Annotated in this window: 18 protein-coding genes and 1 tRNA gene; 4 read left to right on the top strand and 15 right to left on the bottom strand. The window is 41.7% G+C overall.

What is annotated here, in order from left to right; all coding sequences use genetic code 11:
* Nucleotides 1-104: 104 nt before the first annotated feature.
* Complete coding sequence (gene topA / locus CWC18_RS08880; RefSeq protein ID WP_138675113.1) at nt 105-2,747, bottom strand: type I DNA topoisomerase; 2,643 nt, start codon at nt 2,745-2,747, stop codon at nt 105-107.
* Nucleotides 2,748-2,994: 247 nt separating this feature from the next.
* The gene (locus CWC18_RS08875; protein ID WP_138675112.1) at nt 2,995-6,330 is read right to left on the bottom strand and encodes a hypothetical protein; all 3,336 of its coding nucleotides are present in this window, start codon (nt 6,328-6,330) and stop codon (nt 2,995-2,997) included.
* A 165-nt stretch (nt 6,331-6,495) separates the two neighbouring features.
* Here CWC18_RS08875 and CWC18_RS08870 point away from each other — a divergent pair, with 165 nt between their 5' ends.
* On the top strand, nt 6,496-7,824 hold the full coding sequence (locus CWC18_RS08870; protein WP_138675111.1) for a dicarboxylate/amino acid:cation symporter: 1,329 nt from the start codon (nt 6,496-6,498) through the stop codon (nt 7,822-7,824).
* A gap of 103 nt (nt 7,825-7,927) precedes the next feature.
* On the opposite strand, the gene queE is transcribed toward CWC18_RS08870, so the two are convergent.
* On the bottom strand, nt 7,928-8,593 hold the full coding sequence (queE, locus tag CWC18_RS08865; protein WP_138675110.1) for a 7-carboxy-7-deazaguanine synthase QueE: 666 nt from the start codon (nt 8,591-8,593) through the stop codon (nt 7,928-7,930).
* Nucleotides 8,594-8,715: 122 nt separating this feature from the next.
* Between queE and queC the strand changes: the two genes are divergently transcribed.
* Entirely contained in the window at nt 8,716-9,372 is a 657-nt protein-coding gene (gene queC, locus CWC18_RS08860; RefSeq protein WP_138590599.1) for a 7-cyano-7-deazaguanine synthase QueC, read from the top strand.
* A gap of 55 nt (nt 9,373-9,427) precedes the next feature.
* Here queC and CWC18_RS08855 read toward each other — a convergent pair whose 3' ends face one another.
* The 11 genes from CWC18_RS08855 to rlmE all read right to left on the bottom strand — a co-directional run bounded on the left by CWC18_RS08855 (nt 9,428) and on the right by rlmE (nt 21,173).
* A complete protein-coding gene (locus tag CWC18_RS08855) occupies nt 9,428-9,658 on the bottom strand; it encodes a hypothetical protein (protein WP_138590597.1) in 231 nt (76 codons plus the stop codon).
* A gap of 118 nt (nt 9,659-9,776) precedes the next feature.
* Nucleotides 9,777-11,675, bottom strand: a complete 1,899-nt coding sequence (locus tag CWC18_RS08850) for a putative bifunctional diguanylate cyclase/phosphodiesterase (RefSeq protein WP_138675109.1) — start codon at nt 11,673-11,675, stop codon at nt 9,777-9,779.
* A 1-nt stretch (nt 11,676) separates the two neighbouring features.
* Nucleotides 11,677-12,597: an FIST signal transduction protein gene (locus CWC18_RS08845; RefSeq protein WP_138675108.1), complete on the bottom strand. Its 921-nt coding sequence runs from the start codon at nt 12,595-12,597 to the stop codon at nt 11,677-11,679.
* A gap of 167 nt (nt 12,598-12,764) precedes the next feature.
* Nucleotides 12,765-14,750, bottom strand: coding sequence for a UvrD-helicase domain-containing protein (locus CWC18_RS08840; protein WP_138675107.1), 1,986 nt, complete (start codon nt 14,748-14,750; stop codon nt 12,765-12,767).
* 145 nt (nt 14,751-14,895) lie between these two features.
* Nucleotides 14,896-14,980, bottom strand: a tRNA-Leu gene (locus CWC18_RS08835).
* 66 nt (nt 14,981-15,046) lie between these two features.
* On the bottom strand, nt 15,047-15,394 hold the full coding sequence (gene secG / locus CWC18_RS08830) for a preprotein translocase subunit SecG (RefSeq protein WP_138590588.1): 348 nt from the start codon (nt 15,392-15,394) through the stop codon (nt 15,047-15,049).
* Between the two features lies 1 nt (nt 15,395).
* Entirely contained in the window at nt 15,396-16,145 is a 750-nt protein-coding gene (gene tpiA / locus CWC18_RS08825; RefSeq protein WP_138675106.1) for a triose-phosphate isomerase, read from the bottom strand.
* Between the two features lie 78 nt (nt 16,146-16,223).
* Nucleotides 16,224-17,564, bottom strand: a complete 1,341-nt coding sequence (gene glmM / locus CWC18_RS08820; RefSeq protein WP_138675105.1) for a phosphoglucosamine mutase — start codon at nt 17,562-17,564, stop codon at nt 16,224-16,226.
* Nucleotides 17,561-18,406: a dihydropteroate synthase gene (gene folP, locus CWC18_RS08815; protein ID WP_138590582.1), complete on the bottom strand. Its 846-nt coding sequence runs from the start codon at nt 18,404-18,406 to the stop codon at nt 17,561-17,563. The genes glmM and folP overlap by 4 nt, the downstream gene beginning before the upstream one ends.
* A gap of 135 nt (nt 18,407-18,541) precedes the next feature.
* Complete coding sequence (gene ftsH, locus CWC18_RS08810) at nt 18,542-20,476, bottom strand: ATP-dependent zinc metalloprotease FtsH (RefSeq protein ID WP_138590580.1); 1,935 nt, start codon at nt 20,474-20,476, stop codon at nt 18,542-18,544.
* A gap of 67 nt (nt 20,477-20,543) precedes the next feature.
* On the bottom strand, nt 20,544-21,173 hold the full coding sequence (gene rlmE, locus CWC18_RS08805) for a 23S rRNA (uridine(2552)-2'-O)-methyltransferase RlmE (RefSeq protein WP_138675104.1): 630 nt from the start codon (nt 21,171-21,173) through the stop codon (nt 20,544-20,546).
* Nucleotides 21,174-21,258: 85 nt separating this feature from the next.
* Here rlmE and yhbY point away from each other — a divergent pair, with 85 nt between their 5' ends.
* Nucleotides 21,259-21,555, top strand: coding sequence for a ribosome assembly RNA-binding protein YhbY (yhbY, locus tag CWC18_RS08800; RefSeq protein ID WP_138590576.1), 297 nt, complete (start codon nt 21,259-21,261; stop codon nt 21,553-21,555).
* Between the two features lie 33 nt (nt 21,556-21,588).
* Here the strand turns inward: yhbY and CWC18_RS08795 are convergent, their stop codons facing one another.
* Complete coding sequence (locus CWC18_RS08795; RefSeq protein WP_138590574.1) at nt 21,589-22,728, bottom strand: serine hydrolase domain-containing protein; 1,140 nt, start codon at nt 22,726-22,728, stop codon at nt 21,589-21,591.
* Nucleotides 22,729-22,823: 95 nt separating this feature from the next.
* Between CWC18_RS08795 and CWC18_RS08790 the strand changes: the two genes are divergently transcribed.
* Complete coding sequence (locus CWC18_RS08790) at nt 22,824-23,627, top strand: hypothetical protein (protein ID WP_138675103.1); 804 nt, start codon at nt 22,824-22,826, stop codon at nt 23,625-23,627.
* Nucleotides 23,628-23,737: the final 110 nt, after the last annotated feature.

Raw genomic sequence — 23,737 nt, 5'->3', positions numbered from 1 at the left:
AGTACTAACATAACCAAAACAGACTGTGTTGAGCATCGCACACTACGAATTACAAAAAGACAAAAGCCGGGCAAGCCCGGCTTTTCATCAAACACAATACAGTGTTACTTTTTCTTTTTCTTCGTTACTTTCTGCTCAATAACCCACTTACCTTTGTCAAGGGTTGCTTTCCAACCAGTTGCTTTACCTTCAACTTCAGTCATAACGTATTGGGTTTTAGTTTTGCGTGAATATCGAATTACCGCTAAATTACCATCATCGTCTTGATCTGGTGCATCGGCCAAATAGTAAAACTTAGGCGATATGCGGTCTCTAAAGCGCTTTAACTCTGCAACTTTAGGCGCACGAGTTTCCCGCGATTTAGGGAAGGTATGCGCTGCTAAAAAGATCCCTGATGCACCATCTCGTAATACAAAATAGGCTTCTGATTTTTCGCATTCCAGTTCAGGCAAGTGAACAGGATCTTCTTTCGGAGGCGCTGGCTCACCACTTTTCAGCAGTTTACGGGTATTCTTACAATCTTCATTCGTACAACCAAAGTACTTACCAAAGCGGCCAGATTTTAACTGCATTTCTGATTCACATTTATCACATTCGATAACCGGGCCGTCATATCCTTTAATTTTAAAGGTACCCTGTTCGACAACCACGCCATCACATGCAGGGTTGTTACCACACACATGGATCTTACGTGTTTCATCAATAAGATATGAATCCATCGCTGTTTCACAAACCGGACAACGCTTCATCTGCATTAATGTTTCAGTTTCAATATCTTCTACATCAGCGGCAACCGCTTCATCACCCGACACCAAATTCATGGTTGTTGTGCAACGCTCTTTAGGTGGCAGGTTATACCCTGTACATCCTAGGAATACACCAGTTGACGCAGTACGAATACCCATTTTTCTGCCGCATGTCGGGCAGTCAATATCGGTTTCAACCATGACATTTTGACGCATGCCACCTTCAGCTTCTTCTCCACCAGCGGTTGTTAACTGCTGAGAGAAATTGGCGTAAAACTTATCTAAAACTTGAGTCCAAACACGCTCACCTTCTGCGATGTCATCTAAACGACCTTCCATTTTAGCGGTAAAGTCAAAGTTCATTAAGTCGTTGAAGTTTTCAACTAAGCGATCAGTAACAATCTCACCCATTTTCTCAGCAAAGAAGCGACGGTTTTCAACGCGCACATACCCACGGTCTTGAATTGTCGAAATAATCGCTGCATAGGTAGATGGGCGGCCAATACCACGCTTTTCTAACTCTTTAACTAAGCTTGCTTCACTAAAACGTGCTGGTGGCTTAGTGAAGTGTTGCTTAGGATCTAACGCGACTAATTGAATGTCATCACCGACAGCAACAGCTGGCAGAGATTGATCTTCTTCATTTTTCTTGCGTATCGACGGCTGTACCGCAGTCCAACCATCAAATCGCATTACACGCCCCTTGGCTTTCAGGGTATAGTCGCCCGCAGCCACAGACATGGTGGTTAAGTCATATTCAGCAGGTGTCATTTGACACGCTACAAACTGTCGCCATATTAGCTCATACAACTTCTTGGCATCAGCATCTACCCCTTCCACATGACCAGACAATACCGTTACGCTTGATGGACGAATAGCTTCGTGCGCTTCTTGCGCATTATCTTTGGCACTGTACTTTATTGGGTTTTTAGGTAAATACTTATCACCGAACTGCTCTGTAACATACTCACGACACATCGCAACGGCATCATTTGATAAGTTCGTTGAGTCTGTTCGCATATACGTAATATAACCCGCTTCGTACAAACGCTGCGCGAGCATCATGGTTTTCTTTACGCCATAGCCTAAACGCGTACTGGCTGCTTGTTGCATTGTTGAAGTGATAAAAGGCGCACTGGGCTTACTTTTACTTGGTTTTTCTTCAACTTTAACAACTTTATAGTCGCTTTTTTCAAGTACCGTTACTGCTGCCGTGGTTTGCTGTTCATTGACGGGCTTAAATGCACTGCCTTGAAACTTAGTTACTTCCAAGCGAATTGGTTGTGCACTGGCCGTTACGTCAGCGTGAATATCCCAAAACTCTTCTGGAATAAATGCTTTTATTTCACGTTCACGTTCTACTAGCAAACGCACAGCAACTGATTGTACGCGCCCTGCAGATAATCCACGAGCAACTTTTTGCCATAGTAAAGGCGATACCATAAAGCCCACTACACGGTCTAAAAAGCGGCGAGCCTGCTGAGCATATACCATGTCAGTATTTAGCTGCCCCGGCGCCTCAAAGGCTTGCTGAATGGCGTTTTTGGTGATCTCGTTAAATACCACGCGCTTATACTTTTCAGGTTCGCCACCGATGATCTGCTCGAGGTGCCATGCAATGGCTTCCCCTTCTCTATCCAAATCGGTTGCGAGATAGATGTGGTCAGCACCGTCAGCAAGTTTTTGTAATTCTTGTACTACCTTTTCTTTACCTGGCAGTACTTCATAATGTGGCTCCCAGCCTTGTTCTGGGTCAATCCCCATACGCGCAACAAGATTCGCATAATCTTTGTTTTTCTTGTATATGGCTTTTTCTTCTGGCGCCATTTTGCGTACTTCAGCAGGGGTTTTAGTGGCAACACCTTTGGTTTTACCTGCACCTGACGTCGGCAGGTCCCGCACATGGCCGACACTAGACTTTACAATAAAGTCCTTACCTAAATATTTATTAATTGTTTTAGCCTTTGCGGGAGACTCTACAATTACTAACGATTTGCCCATAGCTGCCTATTCTTGACCGTTCTTGTCTACGTTTTTGCCCATCACGGGCGATTAATATTTATAGGTATATCTACAAACACCTATTGTTACAAGCTTTAAATACAATCTTTTAGCTGATCACTGATTAATTACACAACTTTTGGTGCTATTTCACTCAAAAACTATAAACCCTAAATTAAGCTGCGCAATATAAAGGAATAGATACAAAAATGCCAACCCGGAGGTTGGCATTTCCGCTCATTTCACGTTACCTATCATCTAAAACAGTAATCGACCTTGTAATTTTTGTTTCCGCATCACCATTTTTTATCAAGAACTCAATTGACAACGCACCCGTGGTTTTTTTATTCCCCTCTTCCTCACGTGCAATGGCCACTCTTGAATACGTCGGTTGATCCGAATTTGTATTGGGGATAGTTTCACTATGCTCAATTATTGTTAACTCGCCATTGGTCGCTGAAAGCGTTACCTCAGTGCCGGCAGGCAATGGATTACCAAACACATCTGAATAATAAATGTAAAGCTCTATTGCTGTAACTCCCTCATCAACATTACTTGTGCTCCCATCAGCATTGGTTATCTCAATAGTCGATTGAGATAAATTAATAGCACTGCCAGACCGAGAATCACCAATGTCACAAAAACCGTTATGACCTGAGGGGGCTTCACCTGCAGATTCTATATTCAGTTTATTTGTTCCTGCATAGTCACCAGCCGTAAACGCTTGGCTGCTACAGTCAGCAGGCGTATGTATTTGGTATGATGCTAACCCGGCCGTATCTTGTTTTGGTACTGAAAATCTTACATAAGGTGTGTCGCCCGACATTACTAACTCAAACCGGCGTCTTACTTCGATTAACTCACGGGTACACTCATTGGCTACTTCTGCAGCTTCAGAGCACAATAAGCCGTTATATTTACCATCTGCATTGTCAAAGCTACCATTGCTATTTAAATCTCGCCAATCATCATCATGTCCACCGTTATCAGTGCCTGTTGGGGAGCAAGGCCCAGTTGTATTATTGGTATTACAATCAGCTTTATCAAATGTACCATTCTCATTGGTATCTAAGAATGCTTCACTTAAATCAAACTCTTGGCGATACTCACCTATATCAAATAGTCCATTTCTTCGAGTAACACCCGCACTTGACTCTTCATCTCTAAAACTTTCTTGACCTTTCGCCACCGCTAAAATACTGACACGACCGCCCATAACAACCCCATTTGAGTTATTTTTGGCTCGCAGCATACCATTCACACAGGGAGCTGCAGCACCGAAATATGGGTCGCAATTGACCTGATTGGTTTTTGGGTTTGTACTCCCTACCCGATTTCCCCATTTAGGATCAGAAAACGGTCTGTCACCTTGACTACGCCATTGCACCGTACAACTGGCGTTATCAGTCACACATTCAAGTGTATTCGTCCCATCAATGCTGCCAATCACGCCCGCTTCGGCAATAACGGTTGCGGTTACCCCATCAGCATTAAACTGATTAAACTGATCACCAAAAAAAACCGTGATATTTGAAACAATACCATTATAGTTCAATGAATTGGTATTAAACACATCTGGTGAAGCACTGAAGGAATCTTGATCGGTGACACCGGAGCTCAGGCTAATTTGTGACGAGACACTCAATATCTGCTTGGAAATATCGTATAGTTGTAACGTCCCAGCTGGGCATATTTCGCTCGTAGGCGTATTTGCACACAAAGCAACATCCTCTTCCCAACACGAGTAATCATCGTTTGGATCAGAAATGGCTAACGCATCTAGATCGGCTTGATCAATATAACACGCAGTAACCACTAACGGACCCGGTACAACCCCAGATTTAACACTGGTTTGCACCACCCCATCATTGTCAGTGTTACTCTGACGTTGGGTGAGCTCTGCTAAGCCTTGATTATCTGATAGTTTAAAATCCACGCGAGCACGTGGTACAGGTAAAGTATCTTCGTCTAACAACGTAAACTTCACGATAGACTGAGTTGGAATGCCACCTTCACCAGGCGGCAGTGCAATAAATGTTTCAGAAACACTTTCAAATTTGATTGACTGAACTGGCGATGATAATACCGGTATCACCGTTCGAGCACTAAAGTTTTTACCGCCAGTTTGCACGTTCACCGTGACGTCATCATCACCTTCACAGCCTTTTGCACGATACGTCGCACTCGCCACACCATTGGATGTTTTTACTATGCTATCTAGTTCAGATAAATCTGCACTTTTACACGTCGACGAAAATTCAACATCGGTTGGCACAGTATAAAGATCGCCATCTAAATCGCGTAAGGTGACACTAATAACCGTACTACCGCCTGCTTTTAACGGCACTACTTCATTATTTACAATTGATAGCCCGTTATCGACGCTCAATGTCAGATCCGCAATGCCCACCGCAAAATTAACCAGTTCTTGCACGTTACCCGCTTGAGATGAGGAAATAGTCAATGTACCAGCACCACCTTCTGTGCCTGGTTGCAACTTCAACAATGCAACACCAAAACTATCGGTCAGTGCTTTTCCTGAACTCGGTAGCAATGTGCCTAGATCAGTCGTTACCTCAACGAGTCCATTTGCGACACCATCACCTGTTTGCGCATTGGTAAGACGAACATAAACATCCGCTAAATCACTCGATGAAATTGAGTTGACGACTCGACAACCAGATGCCGTACTTAAAGGGTCAAGTAATGTGTCATTTCTATTGGCATCCCAATTTGCATTACAATCCACAAGCAATTTCACATCGAGTAAAAACCCGCTTGTATCAGTAGCACCACTGTCTCCTGAGGAGAAAAACACGTCTGATTTGCTGATACTTTCGTTGCTGCTGGAGTCTTGATAAGTGGCTGTAATCCTCCCCGCACCTTTTGATTGCCCACTGCCGAGCTCTAATCGAGCAATACCGCTTTCGTCCGTTATCGCACGTTCAGTGCCATTTTTAATTTCACCGGTAAACTCTGTAGCAAAAGAGACAATAACACGAGGAAGTGCCACGCCGTCTTTTTTCAATGTTGCAGTGATAAAACCGGAATTATCTTGTGTCAGCGGGTTAGACTCTGTAAACGTGTTACCGCTTTTGTCGAGTACGGATACTAGCAGAGTGACATCACCCGATACTCCGGTATCGGTGCCACCCCCTCCACTTGAATTGAAGTCAAAAGTCGCTGTGATGATTTCATCGCCCACAGTATAAGCAGCGCTTAGACGACCAGCTCCTTCATTGGCTGTAGCACTGAGCAATATATCAGCTTGGCCTACGGCATTTGTCAACACAGTGCCTGAGCTAGGGTTTAAAGACGCAAATTGATCACTGGTGAACGTAATGCGAGCATTACTTTGTGCTATCCCCTCTTTACTGAGTAACGCCCTCACCTTTAATGGCTTCTCAGCAGAGACGAAACTGCTTGTCTCATTTGTATCACTGTCTAGCCCTGTTAATGTCAGCGTATACTCAGAGGTTGTTCCACCATCTGAATTATCGTTTTTCTCAATGGAGCCACCGCCACCGCATGCGGTAAGCCACAAACCAAGCATGACAATGCTAAATAAGCGCATTAGAGGCATTGAACTCTCTCCCTAGCTAAGATTTAAGTTAGAATTTTTTATCATATTACCTTAGAAAGGTTGAAAAAATCACAGTTTTTTATTAAAAAATTGTCGATTTTTTTTGGTCTTGTGCGGTCAGCCTGTTAGGCTATGCTGATTTTCGATTACTTTAGTAACATAGTTATGCAATTAAATAAAAAAACGAGCCTAACCACTCGGATCATGTTTGGCATGGTCGCGGGAGTTGTTATAGGCCTGCTACTCCAAGCTTTGCTAGCTGGACAGAGCGAAGTTTATATTCCTCTTGGCCTTTTTGATTTCCCTGTAAAAAGTGTTTTTGTTGATGGTTTTTTCCACATTGGTGGGCAAATATTCATTGCCAGCTTAAAAATGCTTGTTGTTCCTTTGGTATTTATCTCTCTGGTTTGCGGTACATGTAGCTTAAGCGACCCAAAAAAACTCGGTCGCTTAGGCGGCAAGTCTATTGGCTTATACTTACTCACAACTGCGGTTGCGATCACAGTTGCCATTAGTCTGGCTTTATTAGTCAATCCTGGTGTGGGCTACGATGTGCCAACTAATGCAAGCTTTGATGCCAAACAGGCACCGACACTTGTGCAAGTCATTATCAATATGTTCCCCACGAACCCCATTAGCGCAATGGCAAACGGTAACATGCTGCAAGTTATCGTGTTTGCATTGTTATTTGGTATCGCAATGGCACTCAGCGGTGAGGCTGGCAAACGCATTGCAACTATTTTTGAAGACTTAAATACTGTTATTTTAAAATTAGTGACCTTACTGATGAACTTAGCACCCTATGGCGTGTTCTGTTTAATGGCAAAGTTATTTACGAGTATTGAAATGGGCTTAATCATTGGCCTTGCCAAATACTTTTTCGTGGTTGTGGCAGCACTACTTATTCACGCGTTAATTAATTATTCAATCCTATTAAAAACACTCACGGGGTTGAGCCCAATTAAGTTCTTGCGCAAGATGAAAGATGCCTGCTTATTTGCATTTAGCACCTCAAGTTCAAGTGCAACAATGCCTGTAACCCTTGAAACTGCCACTAAAAAGCTAGGTGCTCATAACTCCGTTGCCTCTTTTACAGTCCCTTTAGGTGCAACTATAAACATGGATGGCACTGCAATTATGCAAGGTGTCGCGACAGTGTTTATTGCTCAAGTATTCGCGGTAGATTTAACCATTAGTGATTATCTCATGGTCATTTTAACAGCCACCTTGGCCTCAGTCGGCACAGCCGGTGTGCCGGGTGTTGGCTTAATAATGCTTGCAATGGTACTTAACCAAGTCGGCCTGCCAGTTGAAGGGATCGCAATTATTATGGGCGTAGATAGATTGCTCGATATGACCCGTACCGCAGTAAACGTAACTGGCGATTGTATGGTGACGTGTGTTGTTGCTAAATCTGAAAAAGCGTTTGATGTTGAGGTATTTAACGACCCAAATACAGCAAAAACACTCGAAGAGAATAAATCTGCATCTTAAGTGCTTAATGACTTAAAACAAAAAAACCAACATGAATACTTATGTTGGTTTTTTTGTGCCTAACAAGAAGCGTATTAAAAGTGCAGTTCTTCAATTAACAACGCTAATTTATGCCTATGTATTTATGCACTTGCACTGATAACCGCCAATTCTTTTTCATACATGTGTCAATGGCCAGCTTAGTCGCCTTCGCTTTTTGACTGATCGGTTGTAAATACACTAATTTTGGCGTGACGCCTGTTTCTGTAAATAAAGCTTCTAGTTCATCAACATGTTTTTGCATTGCAACAGGGTGCTTAATTTCATCAGCACGCTTCATTGCCGACGTTAATACCTTATATCCACCGCGCATATTTATTTTTGGTGACACTGTTACCCATGTTTCTGTGGGGACTTTAATTTCAAATGTACCACTGGTTTCAATCTGTGTTGAAAAGCCCGCTTCATGTAACAGCTCACACAGTGGCACCAAATCATACATACATGGCTCACCACCTGTAATAACGACATGCTTGGCCAAATACTCTTTGTCTTGGAATAAAGTAACAATTTGCTCTGAAGTAGCTTCAGTCCACAGTTCAGAATCTGCTTTTTTCTCAACCGTTTTATCAAGCGACACTAGATACTCTGTATTAAGATCCCACGTCTGTTTGGTGTCGCACCATGAACAACCCACTGGGCAACCCTGTAAACGTAAAAAGATCGATGGCACGCCAGTAAAGCTCGCTTCACCTTGAATAGTTTCAAAAACTTCGTTGATTTTGTACAAAACAGCTCCGATACAACTTTCCAAACTCAAAAAATTACCGCGGAAAATTGTTATTTTTTCAGCGGCCGTGTAGTATATCGCGCCCTGAAGTAAACCTCTATCAAAATCGAGGCAAAAGCATTATGAGTGAAAAAGTTGTTGTTATTTATTCTGGTGGTATGGATTCCTATACCGTATTGAACAAAGCGATCCGTTCGGGACACGATGTATATGCTTTGTCATTTAACTACGGCCAGCGTCATGTCAAAGAGCTAGAAGTGGCAGCACAAGTGTGTGAACGTCTTAACATCACTCATAAAATTGTTGATATATCAGCGATTAATCAACTGATTGGCGGCTCGTCACTCACTGATGATATTGACGTTCCTGAAGGGCATTACGAAGAAGAAAGTATGAAGAGCACTATCGTACCAAATCGTAACATGATTTTAATTTCTCTCGCCGTTGGTTATGCCGTCTCAATAAAAGCAAGTAAAGTATTTTACGGTGCGCATTCAGGTGATCATGCTATTTACCCAGACTGCCGTCCTGAATTTGTGAAAAAAATGGATGACGTATGCCGTATTGCTAACTACGATGCGGTAGAAATTGTCAGTCCCTATTTGAATAATACAAAAATTGACATTTTAACAGACGGCTTAGAAATGGGCCTAGATTATAGCCAAACCTGGACTTGTTATAATGGCAGACAACATGCGTGCGGCAAGTGCGGCGCTTGCCAAGAGCGTTTAGAAGCCTTCGCATTAAACAAAGCCACAGATCCTATTTCGTACGAGTAACGTCTTTGAGGATCATAGGAAGGTACTTTACCTTCCTATTTCAGCCCCTGTCAGACTATAACTTGCTAATGTCTTTCGAAACTTGATAACCATCGTCTGTGACCAACTTTTCAAGCACGACAATACGCTCTTTTAATGCTGATATCTCAGTCTTCAATGACTCAACATCCTGATCACCTTTGGTACTGCGTTTTTTTAATTCTAATTTAGTAATGTATATCTCTCTAATAGCGCCAAACCCTACAGATACTAGCACGATTAAAAAAATCATGGTTGTGCCACTCATACGTCTCTCCATTTGCGTTTTAATCAACAATAACAAATATGAATCACATTTCGAAGTGACAAACGTCAGAACGTCACTGAACTTAAAATTATATAAACACGTAATAATAAACCAGTGTTTAGACTGCTTGTTTTGCTGAACTTAAAAACTTGAGTAATTCTGACGATGGCAAGGGTCTGCAGATAAAATACCCTTGTGCTTGATCGCAACCCATTCTCTGTAACTTATCTAAATGTTCTGCTTGCTCGACGCCCTCAGCAATCAAACAAAGGCCTAAGTTTTTACCAACATCAATAATACTTTGTACAATCGCCTCCGCTTTTGGCTCACTCAATAAAGCCGCAACAAATTGTCTGTCTATTTTTAAATAATACATATCAAGTACCTGCAAATATGCGAGTGAAGAGTAGCCCGTACCAAAATCGTCGATCGCCACTTTAATACCTAGTTTTTTTAGCTGCCTGAGCGTCGCTTTAACATTCGCTAAATTACTGATCAATGCACTTTCTGTTAACTCTAATTCCAATAAAGATGGGTTAAACTTATAACGACTAAGTAAGCGCTCTAACTTCTCATAGAAATTATCAACGCTGATGTCTTTACCCGAAATATTGATCGCAATGGATAAGCCCTTCAAATGCACTAATCCATTCCACTGGCTTAATGTGTCGCACGCCATCTCTAACACGCACTCGGTGATTTTACCTATTAAACCTTTATCCTCGGCAATTGGAATAAATTCGTCAGGAAAAATCATCCGGCCATTATTTGGCCATCGAATAAGTGCTTCCAAAGATTCAACTTGCCCTGATCTAATATTTATTTTTGGCTGAAAGTACAATTCAAACTGTTTCAATGTGATCGCTTGTTGTAACTTTCCCTCAATGTAAATGGCTTTTTGAACTCGTTGCTCTAGCGCTGAGTCGAACAACTTATATTGATTTTTACCCTGCTTTTTAGCTTGATACATAGCGATATCTGCTTTACCAAGGATTTCAGACACCTCTTTGCCATGGGCGGGGTAACTTGCTACACCTACACTTAAAGAGAGTTGATAGCAATTTCCTTTAATTTTTATCGGATCTATAAACGCATTTAAAATAGGCTCTAGCTCCTCACGTATTGAAGGTAAGCTATCTAGCATTAAAACAACCAGAAACTCATCTCCGCCCAGCCTTGCTAAACGGTTTGGCTGCTGCACACGCCTTTCGAGGCGCTTAGCACAAATTTTTAGTGCATCATCACCAGCAAGGTGACCTAAGCTATCGTTTATTTTCTTAAAATCATCTAAATCAATTAACACTAAGGCAAATGGCTTTACCACGTCACTTTGAAGCATTCTATTCACGGTTGCAATAATATTAAACCGATTGGCTAACCCTGTCAGAGAGTCGCAATTTGCTTGTTTGGAGAGTAATGCTTTTTGGGCTTTTAAATCCGTAATATCTCGGCAACACCATACTCGCCCAACGTACTCTCCGTGGATCAATTCAGGCACGCTATAATACTCGTAATATCGACCATGTATTGTTTCAAAAATACCTGTTAACTGCGCTTCTTTTGAGTCAAACATGTCTTGGATCTGCTCTATAAACACATCAGGCGCGGTGAGTAAGGACAAAATAGAATGTAGCACTTGCGTGGCATCAAGAGTCAAAGCAGTATGTTCATTACAGCCGAGAAAGGTGCAACCGCTTTGGTTTATATGTGTAATTTTTCCACAAATATTAAACTCAACCACCACTTCTGGGCTAGCATCTAATATTGCTTTTTGACGGGTAACAGATAACTCTAAGCTCCGTTGGTATTTATCAATATCAGCAAGCTTAGTACGTAACTGGCGATTATTTTCAGTCAGCTCTTTGCTCGTCAAGTTTAAACTATGCTCTAACATCCACCGGTCTTCATCAGCATGCACAAACGCGTCTGATAATAAACGTATAAAGTGTTCGTATTGCACCGAGTCAATACCAAAAAAGCCACTTTTCTTAAGTAATTGAGCTAATAAATGATGCATATTATTCTGAGACAAGTGTTACTGTCATCGTTTGGTTGTGTAAAAGGCAAGGCCCACCATGATCGTCTGGAGCCAACTCTCCATATGAATAAAAGCCCATACACTTAAACCCAGAAGCTAATTTTGTTATGAGCGCTTCTATCTCCTCCTCGACTCTCGGCCCCAAAACAAGCTTTCTACCGACGCAACTAATTAATAAAGCAACGCCTGAATCGCCATGTGCACTTTCTAATGACTTCATAAGCGCAGCCCCAGCCCCATCCGCGAGCCGATCAAAGTTAGCTTTCATTAATTGTGCATAGCCTTGATGTGGCATATCGCCAGCAAATACCATGCTATTGTCCTCATAATCAATATCTAATATCGTGCTTATCATCGTGAGGCCTGTTTCAGGATGTGTGACCTGAAGTGGAAACCTCAGCGCTGATGCTGGTAAATCATTGGCATATGGACCTAAATACTGCTTGTACAAGGTGATCGCAGGTTCTCCATCTAGCGCATACAGACAATTTCCTTTAGCTTGAGTGATCTCTCGTTTTGGTCCAAACGGATCCCATCCGCCAACACATGCATAGCTTACTTTCAGCGTTTCTGAGTAAAAAGCACATAAGATCACAGCGCCTTCCTCTAAAACATGCCCATCGCTAATTACCAGTAACCATTTGAGATCGGGTTTTTGCAACGCTGAGGCTGCAAACTCACAAAACTCACTCATTGCTGTCTCTTGCAATGCATCACTATAAATAGCGACTCGAGTATTGCTGAATGAAAAAGCGGTAATAACCATTGCGTCATCAAACAGCTGATCTGCAGTTATATCACCTGCGCTACTGCAGCCTACTATTTTGGCATTCGGAAAATAATCCTTCAAACGCTTAAGCTCGTTGCAGTTTCGTTCATCTAAACTAAAAAACACAGTCACAAGCTGAACCCGTTCATTTAATACGGGTTCCTTAATCTACTGGCTTTTGTGATAAATGTATTGCTCTGTTTCCATCTCGACAAGTCACTCGCAATCGTAATGTTTTAAACTTAGCAGAGGATTACCAATTGCGACAATTTTTACCTAATTAAACAAAGAACTATTGCTTAATTATCGAGCTCCAATAAAAATTCACTCGGATTCGCTTTTGGTTTAATAAGGTACACTTGGCGTTTAGCACGCGTTAAGGCGACATAAAATAATCGCCGCTCTTCAGCATGGGGGAAATGCCCTTGTTCAGGCAATAAAGCATTTAATAACGTACCTTCCCCTTCTTGAGCAGGCACCCCTCCTGCACCTGCATGCAAGCCTAATAAAATACTGTAATCAGCTTCTTTACCTTTTGAGCCATGAAATGTCATAGTTCCTAACTCTAAACGTTCAAACTGTTGCTGTAACATAGATAAGTGCGATTTATCAGGTAACAACTTATGGTATCGCGCTAATATTAATACGCTACATCCCTTACCTGCTCTGGCATTTAATTGGCTTAACGCGATGAGCAATGACTGCTGGTCGTCGGAACCTTCAACATATACCAGCGGAGCGATATCATCAGTGCTATGGGCCGATATTCGTTTCATTATTTGACTAGGATTGGCACAAATAAAGCGGCTAGACACGTCTAATAACGCTTGATGATAGCGAAATGTTGTGTCTAGTTGTGTTACGGTCCCTTTGCCAAAGAAGTTTGTGAAATCCGTTGTATAAGAAATATCTGCGCCACTAAACCTGTAGATAGATTGCCAATCATCTCCAACACAGAACAAATGATGTCGCTCGGACTGTGTTATTAATGCTTTCAATAATTTGGCGCGTATGGGGGATATATCCTGAAACTCATCCACTAAAAAGTGTGTCCAGGGAGATATAAACCTTTTTTCTTGTACATACTTAATTGACTTGAGAACCATATCTTCAAAATCAATCGCCTTTTCATTACTCAAATAAAGGCTATACTCCGCCAAAATAGGTCTAATACACAGTAGTGCGTCACTAAAGTGTGTTTCTACTCTCGACAAACTATTCATCGCCCTAGCACATTTTAAGTGTGCTAACGCGCCTGTAATGGTTTTTAACAAACGACCGCCTTTAGAGCCTTCTAGGTATTGACGAATGCTCTGTAAATCCTTGCCTGAACACTCAGCATAACGCGTAAAGCTGAGCTGATATTGCTCTTCTTGGCAAAGGAGTAATATCGTTTCTTTCACAAACGTACGTTTCTCAACTTCATTCTGAGCAAGGGTTGAAATCTTTGGTGCCTTCCCCTCTACGCTCTCAATGATCTTTAAGCCTAATTTATGAAACGTCATGCACTTTGGAAATGTAGGGTATTGACTTGCTCTTTGCACCATTTCACGCGCGGCCTCATTACCATACGCTAACATCAGTATATGCTTAGCATATGCTTGGCGGGTGTGCGCCAAGTATTGCGCTTTTGCTATCATCACACTTGTTTTTCCCGTACCTGCACCTGCAAGTAATAACTGCCGCTCGTCTTGTATTACACAAGCCCGCCTCTGTGCAGCAGTGAGTGGTAACTTCTCTACCGTGTCAAAAAATGCTTCATGTTCTCGAAGTTTATAGCTTACATAACTTTCTTGGAATTCAGCTATATCACTGCTACTCCATTGCGTAAACTCCTTTAAAGTAGCAATGGCTTGAACTAATTCAGCACTGATCTCACAGCGTATATCCCAAGATAGCCATTTGTCGCAATACGGGATCAGAGCAGACATAAGCATGCTCATAAGACCATGTGATAAATACCTTTCTTTAAGTAATCTTTCTAGTTTGAGTATGCGCTCCATTAACGCTTTTTGATGATGCAAGACCCATAGCTTTTGCAGTCTCAAAGTGAACTCTAACTTATTTTCCACTTTAATAGGCTGTGATAGCTGGCCGTGAGTATGTGAAATAGTTAAATAACTAAAAACAACTTTACGATCAAGTTTAGGAGGCTGATTTATTTGTTTCCAAAGCAGTAACTCAGGCTTGCCATGACGGTTATGCAACACGATACCATCATCATGAATACCTATACTGAGGTATGGGGCTGTATATTTAAAAATAAGTGGCGTGATAAATAACAAGAGGAGTAACACTTAAATAGAGGTATTCATAGCATAATTGAAGTAAAGGCGATCACAAAGTAAAAACAGCAACATAAGTGTGTTTTAACATACTATTAAAAGATAAAAAACCCGGCTGACTTTCATCAACCGGGTTCTTATTATTTGGTGCGGATGGGGGGACTTGAACCCCCACGCCCGAAAGCACTACCCCCTCAAGGTAGCGTGTCTACCAATTCCACCACATCCGCTTTTTACAGTCATTTGATTAACTGAGGCGCTAACCGACTGGGTAACTAAAGGTTACCAATCTTTTATTAATTTGGTACGTCTGACGTGTTGTTGTCAGTTGACGCTGGTACATCTGACGCTGCAGGCACTGAAACTGACTCAGCTGGTGCTTCTAGATTTTCCCACTCGTCTGTTTGTTTAATTTGACCTGCTGTCAAGTTACCCAAAACAATACTTAAAACAAAGAATACAGTCGCTAAAACTGTCGTTGTTTTAGTCATAAAATTACCGGCACCTGATGATCCGAATACAGTCGCTGATGCACCTGCCCCGAATGAAGATCCCATGTCTGCACCTTTACCTTGCTGTATTAACACCATACCGATAAGTGCTAGTGCAACAATTAAATAAATAACCAATAATATTTCGTACATGCTATACGTTTCCTAATGCACTGTTGCAAATGCTCACAAATGCATCTGCTTTCAGACTAGCGCCGCCGATAAGACCGCCATCTATATCTGGTTGTGTAAATAAGCTTTTACTGTTTTTATCATTAACACTGCCACCATAAAGAATTTGCAGTGATTGTGCGACAGGCTCGCTTTGTGTGCTAAGCATGTCACGAATAAATTTGTGTACAGACTGTGCTTGCTCAGGAGTCGCCGTTTTACCGGTTCCGATTGCCCAAACGGGCTCGTATGCTAGCACAGAATTTGAGAGCGCTGCTATACCTAATTTAGATATTACCGCATTTATTTGTTCAGCTACTACTTTTTCTGTTGCGCCTAACTCTCTTTGCTTTTCTGTTTCACCTACACAGAGTACCGGTATTAACCCTTTTTCTTGTGCTTTGGCAAATTTATCAGCAACAATTTCGCTTGTTTCGCCGAAAATTGCACGTCTTTCTGAATGACCTACCAGCGTATAATTTGCACCAAGTTGTTTTGCTAACTTAGCTTCTATTTCCCCTGTAAAGGCACCGGAATCAAATTCAGAAATAGTTTGAGTGCCAACATTAACACCGGACTCGACAGCCTTACACAATAAAAGAGCAGGAGGAAAAATAATAACGTCAACTTGCTCATTTTTATATTTACTTATTGCTGTACTGATCTCTGATACTAGTTCTATTGAACCGTTCATTTTCCAGTTTCCAGCAACTATTGGCTTACGCTGCGCCATTCGATACTCCGCATTTAAAGCGGGTGAGATACTAACTCGACTCACCCAAAGTTACAAGATAAAAAATAAAAAAATTGATTAATTGCTCACAGTTTCAACAACTTCAGCAATTTTTTGAGAAAAATCGAGGACCTGCTTCTCTTGCTCAGCTTCGACCATGACTCTAATGACAGGTTCAGTGCCTGACTTTCTTAATAACACACGACCTTTACCCGCCAATTCAGCTTCAACCGCATTTACAACTGCAATCACTTCAGGTGAAGTTGTTGGGTCTACTGAGACAGAATACCTAACATTGATCATATTCATTGGGTATTTTACAAACCCTTGTCCTAAATCTTGTAGCGTTTTATTTTGTGAGACCATCGCTGCAAGCACTTGTAAGCTCGATATAATTCCATCACCTGTGCTGATGAGATCTAAGCTCAAGACATGACCAGAACTTTCACCACCGATTTTCCAATCATTCTGCGCTAAAAGCTCCATAACGTAACGGTCACCTACTTTGCTTCGAGCAAACTCAATGCCTTTTGCCTTTAATGCATTTTCTAACCCCATGTTAGACATGACAGTACCTACAACACCGCCACCTAGCGTACCTTGTTCAAACGCTTGGCTGGCAATAATGTAAACTATATCATCACCATCAAAAACTCTGCCATTATGATCAACCATCATCACTCGGTCACCGTCACCATCGTAGGCAATACCCATGTCAGCATCATGCTCAAGTACTTTACGTTTTAAACTGTCTACATGAGTTGCACCACAGTTAAGGTTGATGTTTACCCCGTTTGGTTCACAGGCATGACAAATCACCGTCGCACCTAACTCACGCATCACAGCTGGCGCAATATGGTACGTCGCACCATTTGCGCAGTCTAAAACAATTTTTAGCCCTTCTAATGACAGTTCATTAGGAAACTGGCCTTTACAAAACTCAATGTAGCGTCCATCTGCGTTGTCTAGCCTGTGCGCCTTGCCGAGTTGCTCTGATGGCACACACGTCATTTTATCATCAAGCATTGCTTCTATTTCAAGCTCCACTGAATCAGCAAGCTTTAGGCCATTACCACTAAAAAACTTTATGCCATTGTCATGGTATGGGTTATGAGACGCACTTATCACAATACCAGCTTCAGCACGAAAAGTTTGTGTTAAATAAGCCACAGCCGGTGTCGGCATTGGCCCTAGTAAAACCACATCAATACCGGCGGCAATTAAACCAGCTTCTAATGAAGTTTCTAATAAATAGCCGGAAATACGTGTATCTTTTCCGATAATGACTTTCTTAGTACCTGACTTTGACAATACTTTTCCCGCAGCCCAACCAAGTTTTAATGCAAACTCTGGTGTTATCGGGTACTCACCTACTAAACCTCGAACACCGTCGGTACCGAAATATTTTCTTGTTGTCATAAAGTTACTCCATTTCTAGCTGCCTGCCATACATTTAACACGTCAGCTGTTTCCTGAACATCATGGACTCTAATAATATGTGCGCCCTTCTGCGCGCACAGTAACGCGCCAGCTAAACTCGCCGCTAAGCGTTTATCAGTGTCCCGATTCAATAATTGACCAAACATTGATTTGCGCGATAACCCTGCCAATAAAGGTAGCTCAAACGTAGCAAACTGCTCAAACTCCCCCAGTAGACTCAAGTTATGCGCCAGATTTTTACCAAAGCCAAACCCAGGATCAATAATTAACCTATCGCGCTTTATTCCCGCTTGTTCACAAGCTTCAATACGCTCATTAAAAAACAGCTTCACCTGAGGTATCAAATTTGTATAGCTTGGATTTGCTTGCATCGTTCTGGGCTGTCCTTGCATATGCATTAAGCAAACGGGTACATCGTCAAATTGTGCAGCCATTTCCAACGCATTAGGCTCTTGTAAAGCGCGTACGTCGTTAATGATATCGGCACCAGCGTTTATTGCCGCTTCCATGACTTGTGCCTTGCTCGTATCGATAGAAATCACACAATCAGACCTCGCTCGAATTGCTGAGATCACGGGGAGCACTCTTTGTAGTTCAACTTCACAAGTGACATCAGGTGCCCCTGGACGTGTAGACTCACCACCAATATCTAAAATAGTTGCACCTTGTTTTAGAATTGTCATGGCTTGTTTTACAGCATGCTCGCTATTGAAATAATTCCCGCCATCAGAAAATGAATCTGGTGTGACATTGATAATTCCCATTACTTGCGGAACATTGAGGTCCAAAGTGCGACCCCGAGGTAAACTTAACGTAGTCATGGTGTACCCTAGCTTAATAATATTCTATAGTGAGGAGCTTTTTAGTTTTAATTCTCAATCCAGTTTTTGGCTTTCGTTTGGATATTAAAAAGCCCCGATATTCGGGGCTTTAATAAGAGGACAGTATTTTAACCGTTATTCTGGACTATCATCAAGCTCTGAACTTGATTGAGATTCAGAAGTCGACTTTTTTTCTGTGTCATTTGCATCATCATCTGATTTTGATGCTTTAGCTTTTGGCTTAATATCATGCGCATCACGAGGTGGTCTCACTTCAACACGTGCCATCAAATCATCAATTTGAGGTGCATCAATTGTCTCATACTTCATAAGTGCGTCTTTCATACTATGCAATACATCCATATTGTCTTTCAATATTTGTTCTGCACGGTCATAATTGCGGGTTACAAAGCCTTTGATCTCTGAGTCAATTAATTTAGCTGTCTCATCTGACATGCCCGACATACGCTGAGAGCCGCCACCCATGTACATTTCATTCTGATCTTCCATGTACATTTGTGGGCCTAACTTGTTGCTTAAACCCCACTGAGTAACCATCTTTTTAGCAATATCTGTCGCACGTTCGATGTCGTTACTTGCACCTGTCGTCACTTTATCGTCACCATAAATTAGTGCTTCAGCAATACGACCACCATATAAACTAGACAACATCGATTCTAAATGTTCTTTAGAATGGCTAACTCTGTCTTGCTCAGGTAAGTACATAGTTACACCTAACGCTCGACCCCGAGGAATAATCGACACTTTGTAAACAGGATCATGTTCAGGAACCAAACGACCAACAATCGCGTGTCCAGCCTCATGATAAGCGGTCATTTCTTTCTCGTGCTCGCTCATAACCATAGACTTGCGCTCGGCGCCCATCATTATCTTGTCTTTTGCGGCATCGAATTCAGCCATACTTACTTTGCGCTTATTACCACGTGCAGCAAATAGTGCAGCTTCATTCACAAGGTTCGCCAAGTCAGCACCCGAAAATCCAGGTGTACCACGTGCAATTACTGACGATTCAACATTATCATCAAGCGGTACTTTTCTCATATGAACATTCAATATTTGCTCACGACCACGAATATCAGGCAAACCAACAACAACTTGACGGTCAAAGCGACCTGGGCGTAATAAAGCTGGGTCAAGGACATCTGGTCGGTTAGTTGCAGCAATAACAATAATACCTTCATTGCCCTCAAAACCATCCATCTCTACAAGCATCTGATTGAGTGTTTGCTCACGTTCATCATGCCCCCCCCCCATACCCGCGCCACGCTTGCGGCCTACGGCATCTATTTCATCAATAAAGATGATACACGGTGCTGCTTTTTTAGCTTGCTCAAACATGTCACGTACACGTGATGCACCCACACCAACAAACATTTCAACAAAATCTGAACCTGATATTGTGAAAAATGGTACTTTGGCTTCACCAGCAACCGCTTTTGCTAAAAGTGTTTTACCCGTTCCCGGAGGACCGACCATCAGAACACCTTTAGGAATACTACCACCGAGCTTTTGAAACTTTGACGGGTCGCGTAAAAAGTCAACCAATTCAGTTACATCTTCTTTCGCTTCATCACAACCAGCGACATCAGCAAAAGTCGTTTTAACTTGATCTTCACTCATAAGGCGCGCTTTGCTCTTACCGAAAGACATTGCACCTTTACCGCCACCGCCTTGCATTTGGCGCATGAAGAATATCCACACACCAATTAATAGCAGCATTGGGAACCAAGAAATGAAAATATTAGCCAAGAAAGATTGCTCTTCTGGTTTAACACCTTTCACATTCACATCGTTTTTTAGCAGATCGTTAATTAAATCTGCGTCATGCATTGGGATTATTGTTTGAAAACGCTCACCATTGCCCTTTACGCCGGTAATAGTACCTGAGTAACGGTCAACGTTAACATCTCGAATTGCGCCACTGCGCACTTCTTTCACAAACTGTGTGTAACTTGTTTGACGATCAATTTGATCGCCGCCATTGAAGCTCTGAAACACGGTCATTAGCACAACTGCAATAACCAACCAGAGTATTAAATTCTTTGCCATATCGCTCAAGGGGTTAACCTCTTGTATTCAAAATTGTTTAAATTCAACTTAATGCCGTCCAACTGTACTACAGTTTGTAACCTGTCGCCACTATATATACTTCTCTCGAACGAGGTCTAGACGCTTTTGGCTTGCGGATCTTTACCACGTTAAAACATTTACGTACTTCTTGAACAAAGTGATCAAAGCTTTCACCTTGGAACACTTTTACAGCAAATGCGCCATTTTTCCGCAGTACCTGATGACACATATCTAATGCAAGTTCGACTAAATACATGCTTCCAGCCTGATCTGTCGACATGTTACCACTCATATTAGGTGCCATGTCAGAAAATACGACATCAACATTTTTACCGCCAATGCGATTTAGTAAAGCATCTAATACAGCCTCTTCACGAAAGTCGCCTTGTAAAAAGTCAACACCAGGCAAAGAGTCCATCGGTAAAATGTCACACGCAATAACTTGACCTTTTGCGCCAACTTGCTCTGCAAGGTATTGAGACCAACTACCAGGAGCAGCACCAAGATCGACAACACTCATACCAGGTTTTATCAATTTGTCCCGCTGCTGTATCTCTTCTAACTTAAATACAGCCCGTGAACGAAACCCTCGTTTTTGTGCTTCTTGAACATATGGATCATCAACATGTTCTTTTAACCAGCGCTGGGAACTCGCTGAGTGTTTTTTATTTGTCATTATTCGCTGCAACTCATTAGTAATATTGTCTAGATGGCGGTAGAATATCAATAATTCAAGCCTATATTTAGTAAATTGTACCAATATGACCTTATCAAATAAACAAAAGCAGTACTTAAAAGGATTAGCACACTCATTAAAACCCGTTGTTTTGCTCGGAGCAAACGGCTTAACGGAAGGTGTGGTGATGGAAATCGACCATTCATTGACCATCCATGAACTTATCAAGGTAAAAGTGCCGACTAATGATCGCGAAACAAAGCAGCTAATTTTTGATGCGATTATTAGAGAAACTAAAGCCTACAAAGTACAGAGCATTGGCCATGTGGTCGTACTATATCGCCAAAGTGAAGAGAAAAAGATTCAATTACCTCGTACGTAATTGATTCTTCTGAAAGCTCAGTGCCACCAGAGGCTATGCCTCTGGTGCGTTCTGAGCAAACTGTAGCGCGCTATTAATAAAATCAGTTGTTAAAGCGTTTATCACTCCACTTTCTGCGTTCAATAATAAACTAAAGCCCATGTTAATTGCAGGGATCACCACAACATCGGTTCTATAGCCTTGCACCCAGCCACTGTGATAATACAATGTCGTCCCTTTATATTCATAAATGCGCCAACCCAACCCATAATATGCTTGTGTCACGTGCTCACGCCAAATACGGCGTCGCAACTCACGTTTTGTACGCGTATAAGGTCTGCTTTGTATTGTGAGCGCCTCCAATGACATCACACTGGGATAATAGCCTAATTGTAACTTTAACCATTGCACCATATCTGCTGCACTTGCGTTTACTCCCGCAGCTGGTGCAACTTTATAATAATTCGCTTTGAGTTTTGCCGTATGCCAACGTTTTCTTCCCAAAACATGTGGTAGAGCATAGTTTGTATCTCGAGTCATATTCGCTAACCCGACTCCACCATCATTCATATTAAGTGGCGTAAAAACAAACTCTTTAAGCCATTGCTCATAAGGCATACCTGTCGCTTTCAAGATAACGTCTGCAATGATGCTAAACATCACATTCTGATATCCATAGCATTGACCCGGTCGACATATTTTTTCAACCAATATCAAACGTTCAACAATATCTTGATAAGGCATACGAGATTCAATTAAATTATCGTATGCATTGGGGACCAAGCCACTCGAGTGACTTAATAAATGATAGAGTTTTAAATGCTTATATTCTGAATCGGCAAAAGCGGGCAAGTAATCACTAACATAATCATCCAGTAGCAATTTGTTCTCACTGGCTAGCTTCGCACTCAAAGAACCTGCAAAGGTTTTGGATACTGATGCCAATCTAAAACGAGTATGGGCATCTACCGCCCTACCTTTTCGCACTTTTGTTATGCCATATCCTTTCGCATAATCACCTAATTCGCCATGAACAATGCTTAATGCTGCTCCAGGAATGGATTTTTCTTTGAGTTTGCGCTCGACTTGCTTAGAATAGCTGTTCAAAAATTGGTTCCACTGAACTTTTGCAGAGTCTATAGCAAAAGAGTGAGCAGTGAATAGCCAAAATACGACTGAAACTAAAAACTTCATATTGATTCATTTTAATTTTCTTGAGTGAAGTGTACACGAAGTTAGACTCTGTTTGTAAAGGCTAAATAATTTTTTAACGCGATTGAGGTATTTAGATGCGGTTACTGTTTTGTATTATTATTTTAAGTTTGACTTTTGGTTGCGTATCGACCAAAAAGCTAGCACCGAAACTTGATATTCCTGCAAAACCTCTTTTAACAAAAGAAGTTTATCAGCTTAGTTACAGTACTGAACTTGATTCAGCACGTATAAAGTCTGTGCAGCTGCCTGCACATCCTATTAAAAAAAATAATACAGTGCGTATTATGACTGACAAAGTCAGCATGACGGATACGCTTAAAGCTCAGTTAATCCAGTCACTTAATACCATAGGCTTGAAAATTGTCACATCAAGTAAAGCTGATTACGTATTAACGGTACACCAATTAGACTTGGAATTTGGCCCAGATAAAATATACACACTTAATCAACCTAAAAACCCCCACCCATTTTTTACGCGCTTAGCACAGCAAGTACCCAGTTATCAATGTGCTAACATCATTGCTTCAGTCAGTATGCGCCTAACACACCAAGCCTCATCAGACGTAGTGTGGTTCGCAAAATCATCTATCGATAGCGCTAGCTTTCAAGGGATCCCACTACAGCTTAATTACACGCAAAGTCAAAGCATCTCGAACGAACATGCCGTTATCTCTTTCATCGTCAAGCATAACACCGATGCCGCTAGACAAGCTCGCTTTAACAACCCAATCACCATACCTAGTTATGATGTAAAAACGAGTGTAAGTCAGCCAACAAAAATTGCCGGTGCGTGCACTGAAACTGAAGTCAGCGCTTTAAGCAGCGCAATGCAAACTTCATTGACTAATTTACTAATTGAAAAAATTAACCTTCAATAGCTTACAATTTTTTACAGCAAAAAGTCCTCTCTCCCTTTAAAATGGCCAGTGACAGATAACGATTACTGGCCTCGCTTAACGTGTTACATAGCTACTTCGTACTTACCCTA

It is taken from the genome of Pseudoalteromonas aurantia, assembly GCF_005886875.1.
Lineage (GTDB): Bacteria > Pseudomonadota > Gammaproteobacteria > Enterobacterales > Alteromonadaceae > Pseudoalteromonas > Pseudoalteromonas aurantia_A.
This window is presented reverse-complemented; position numbering and strand designations above follow the sequence as displayed.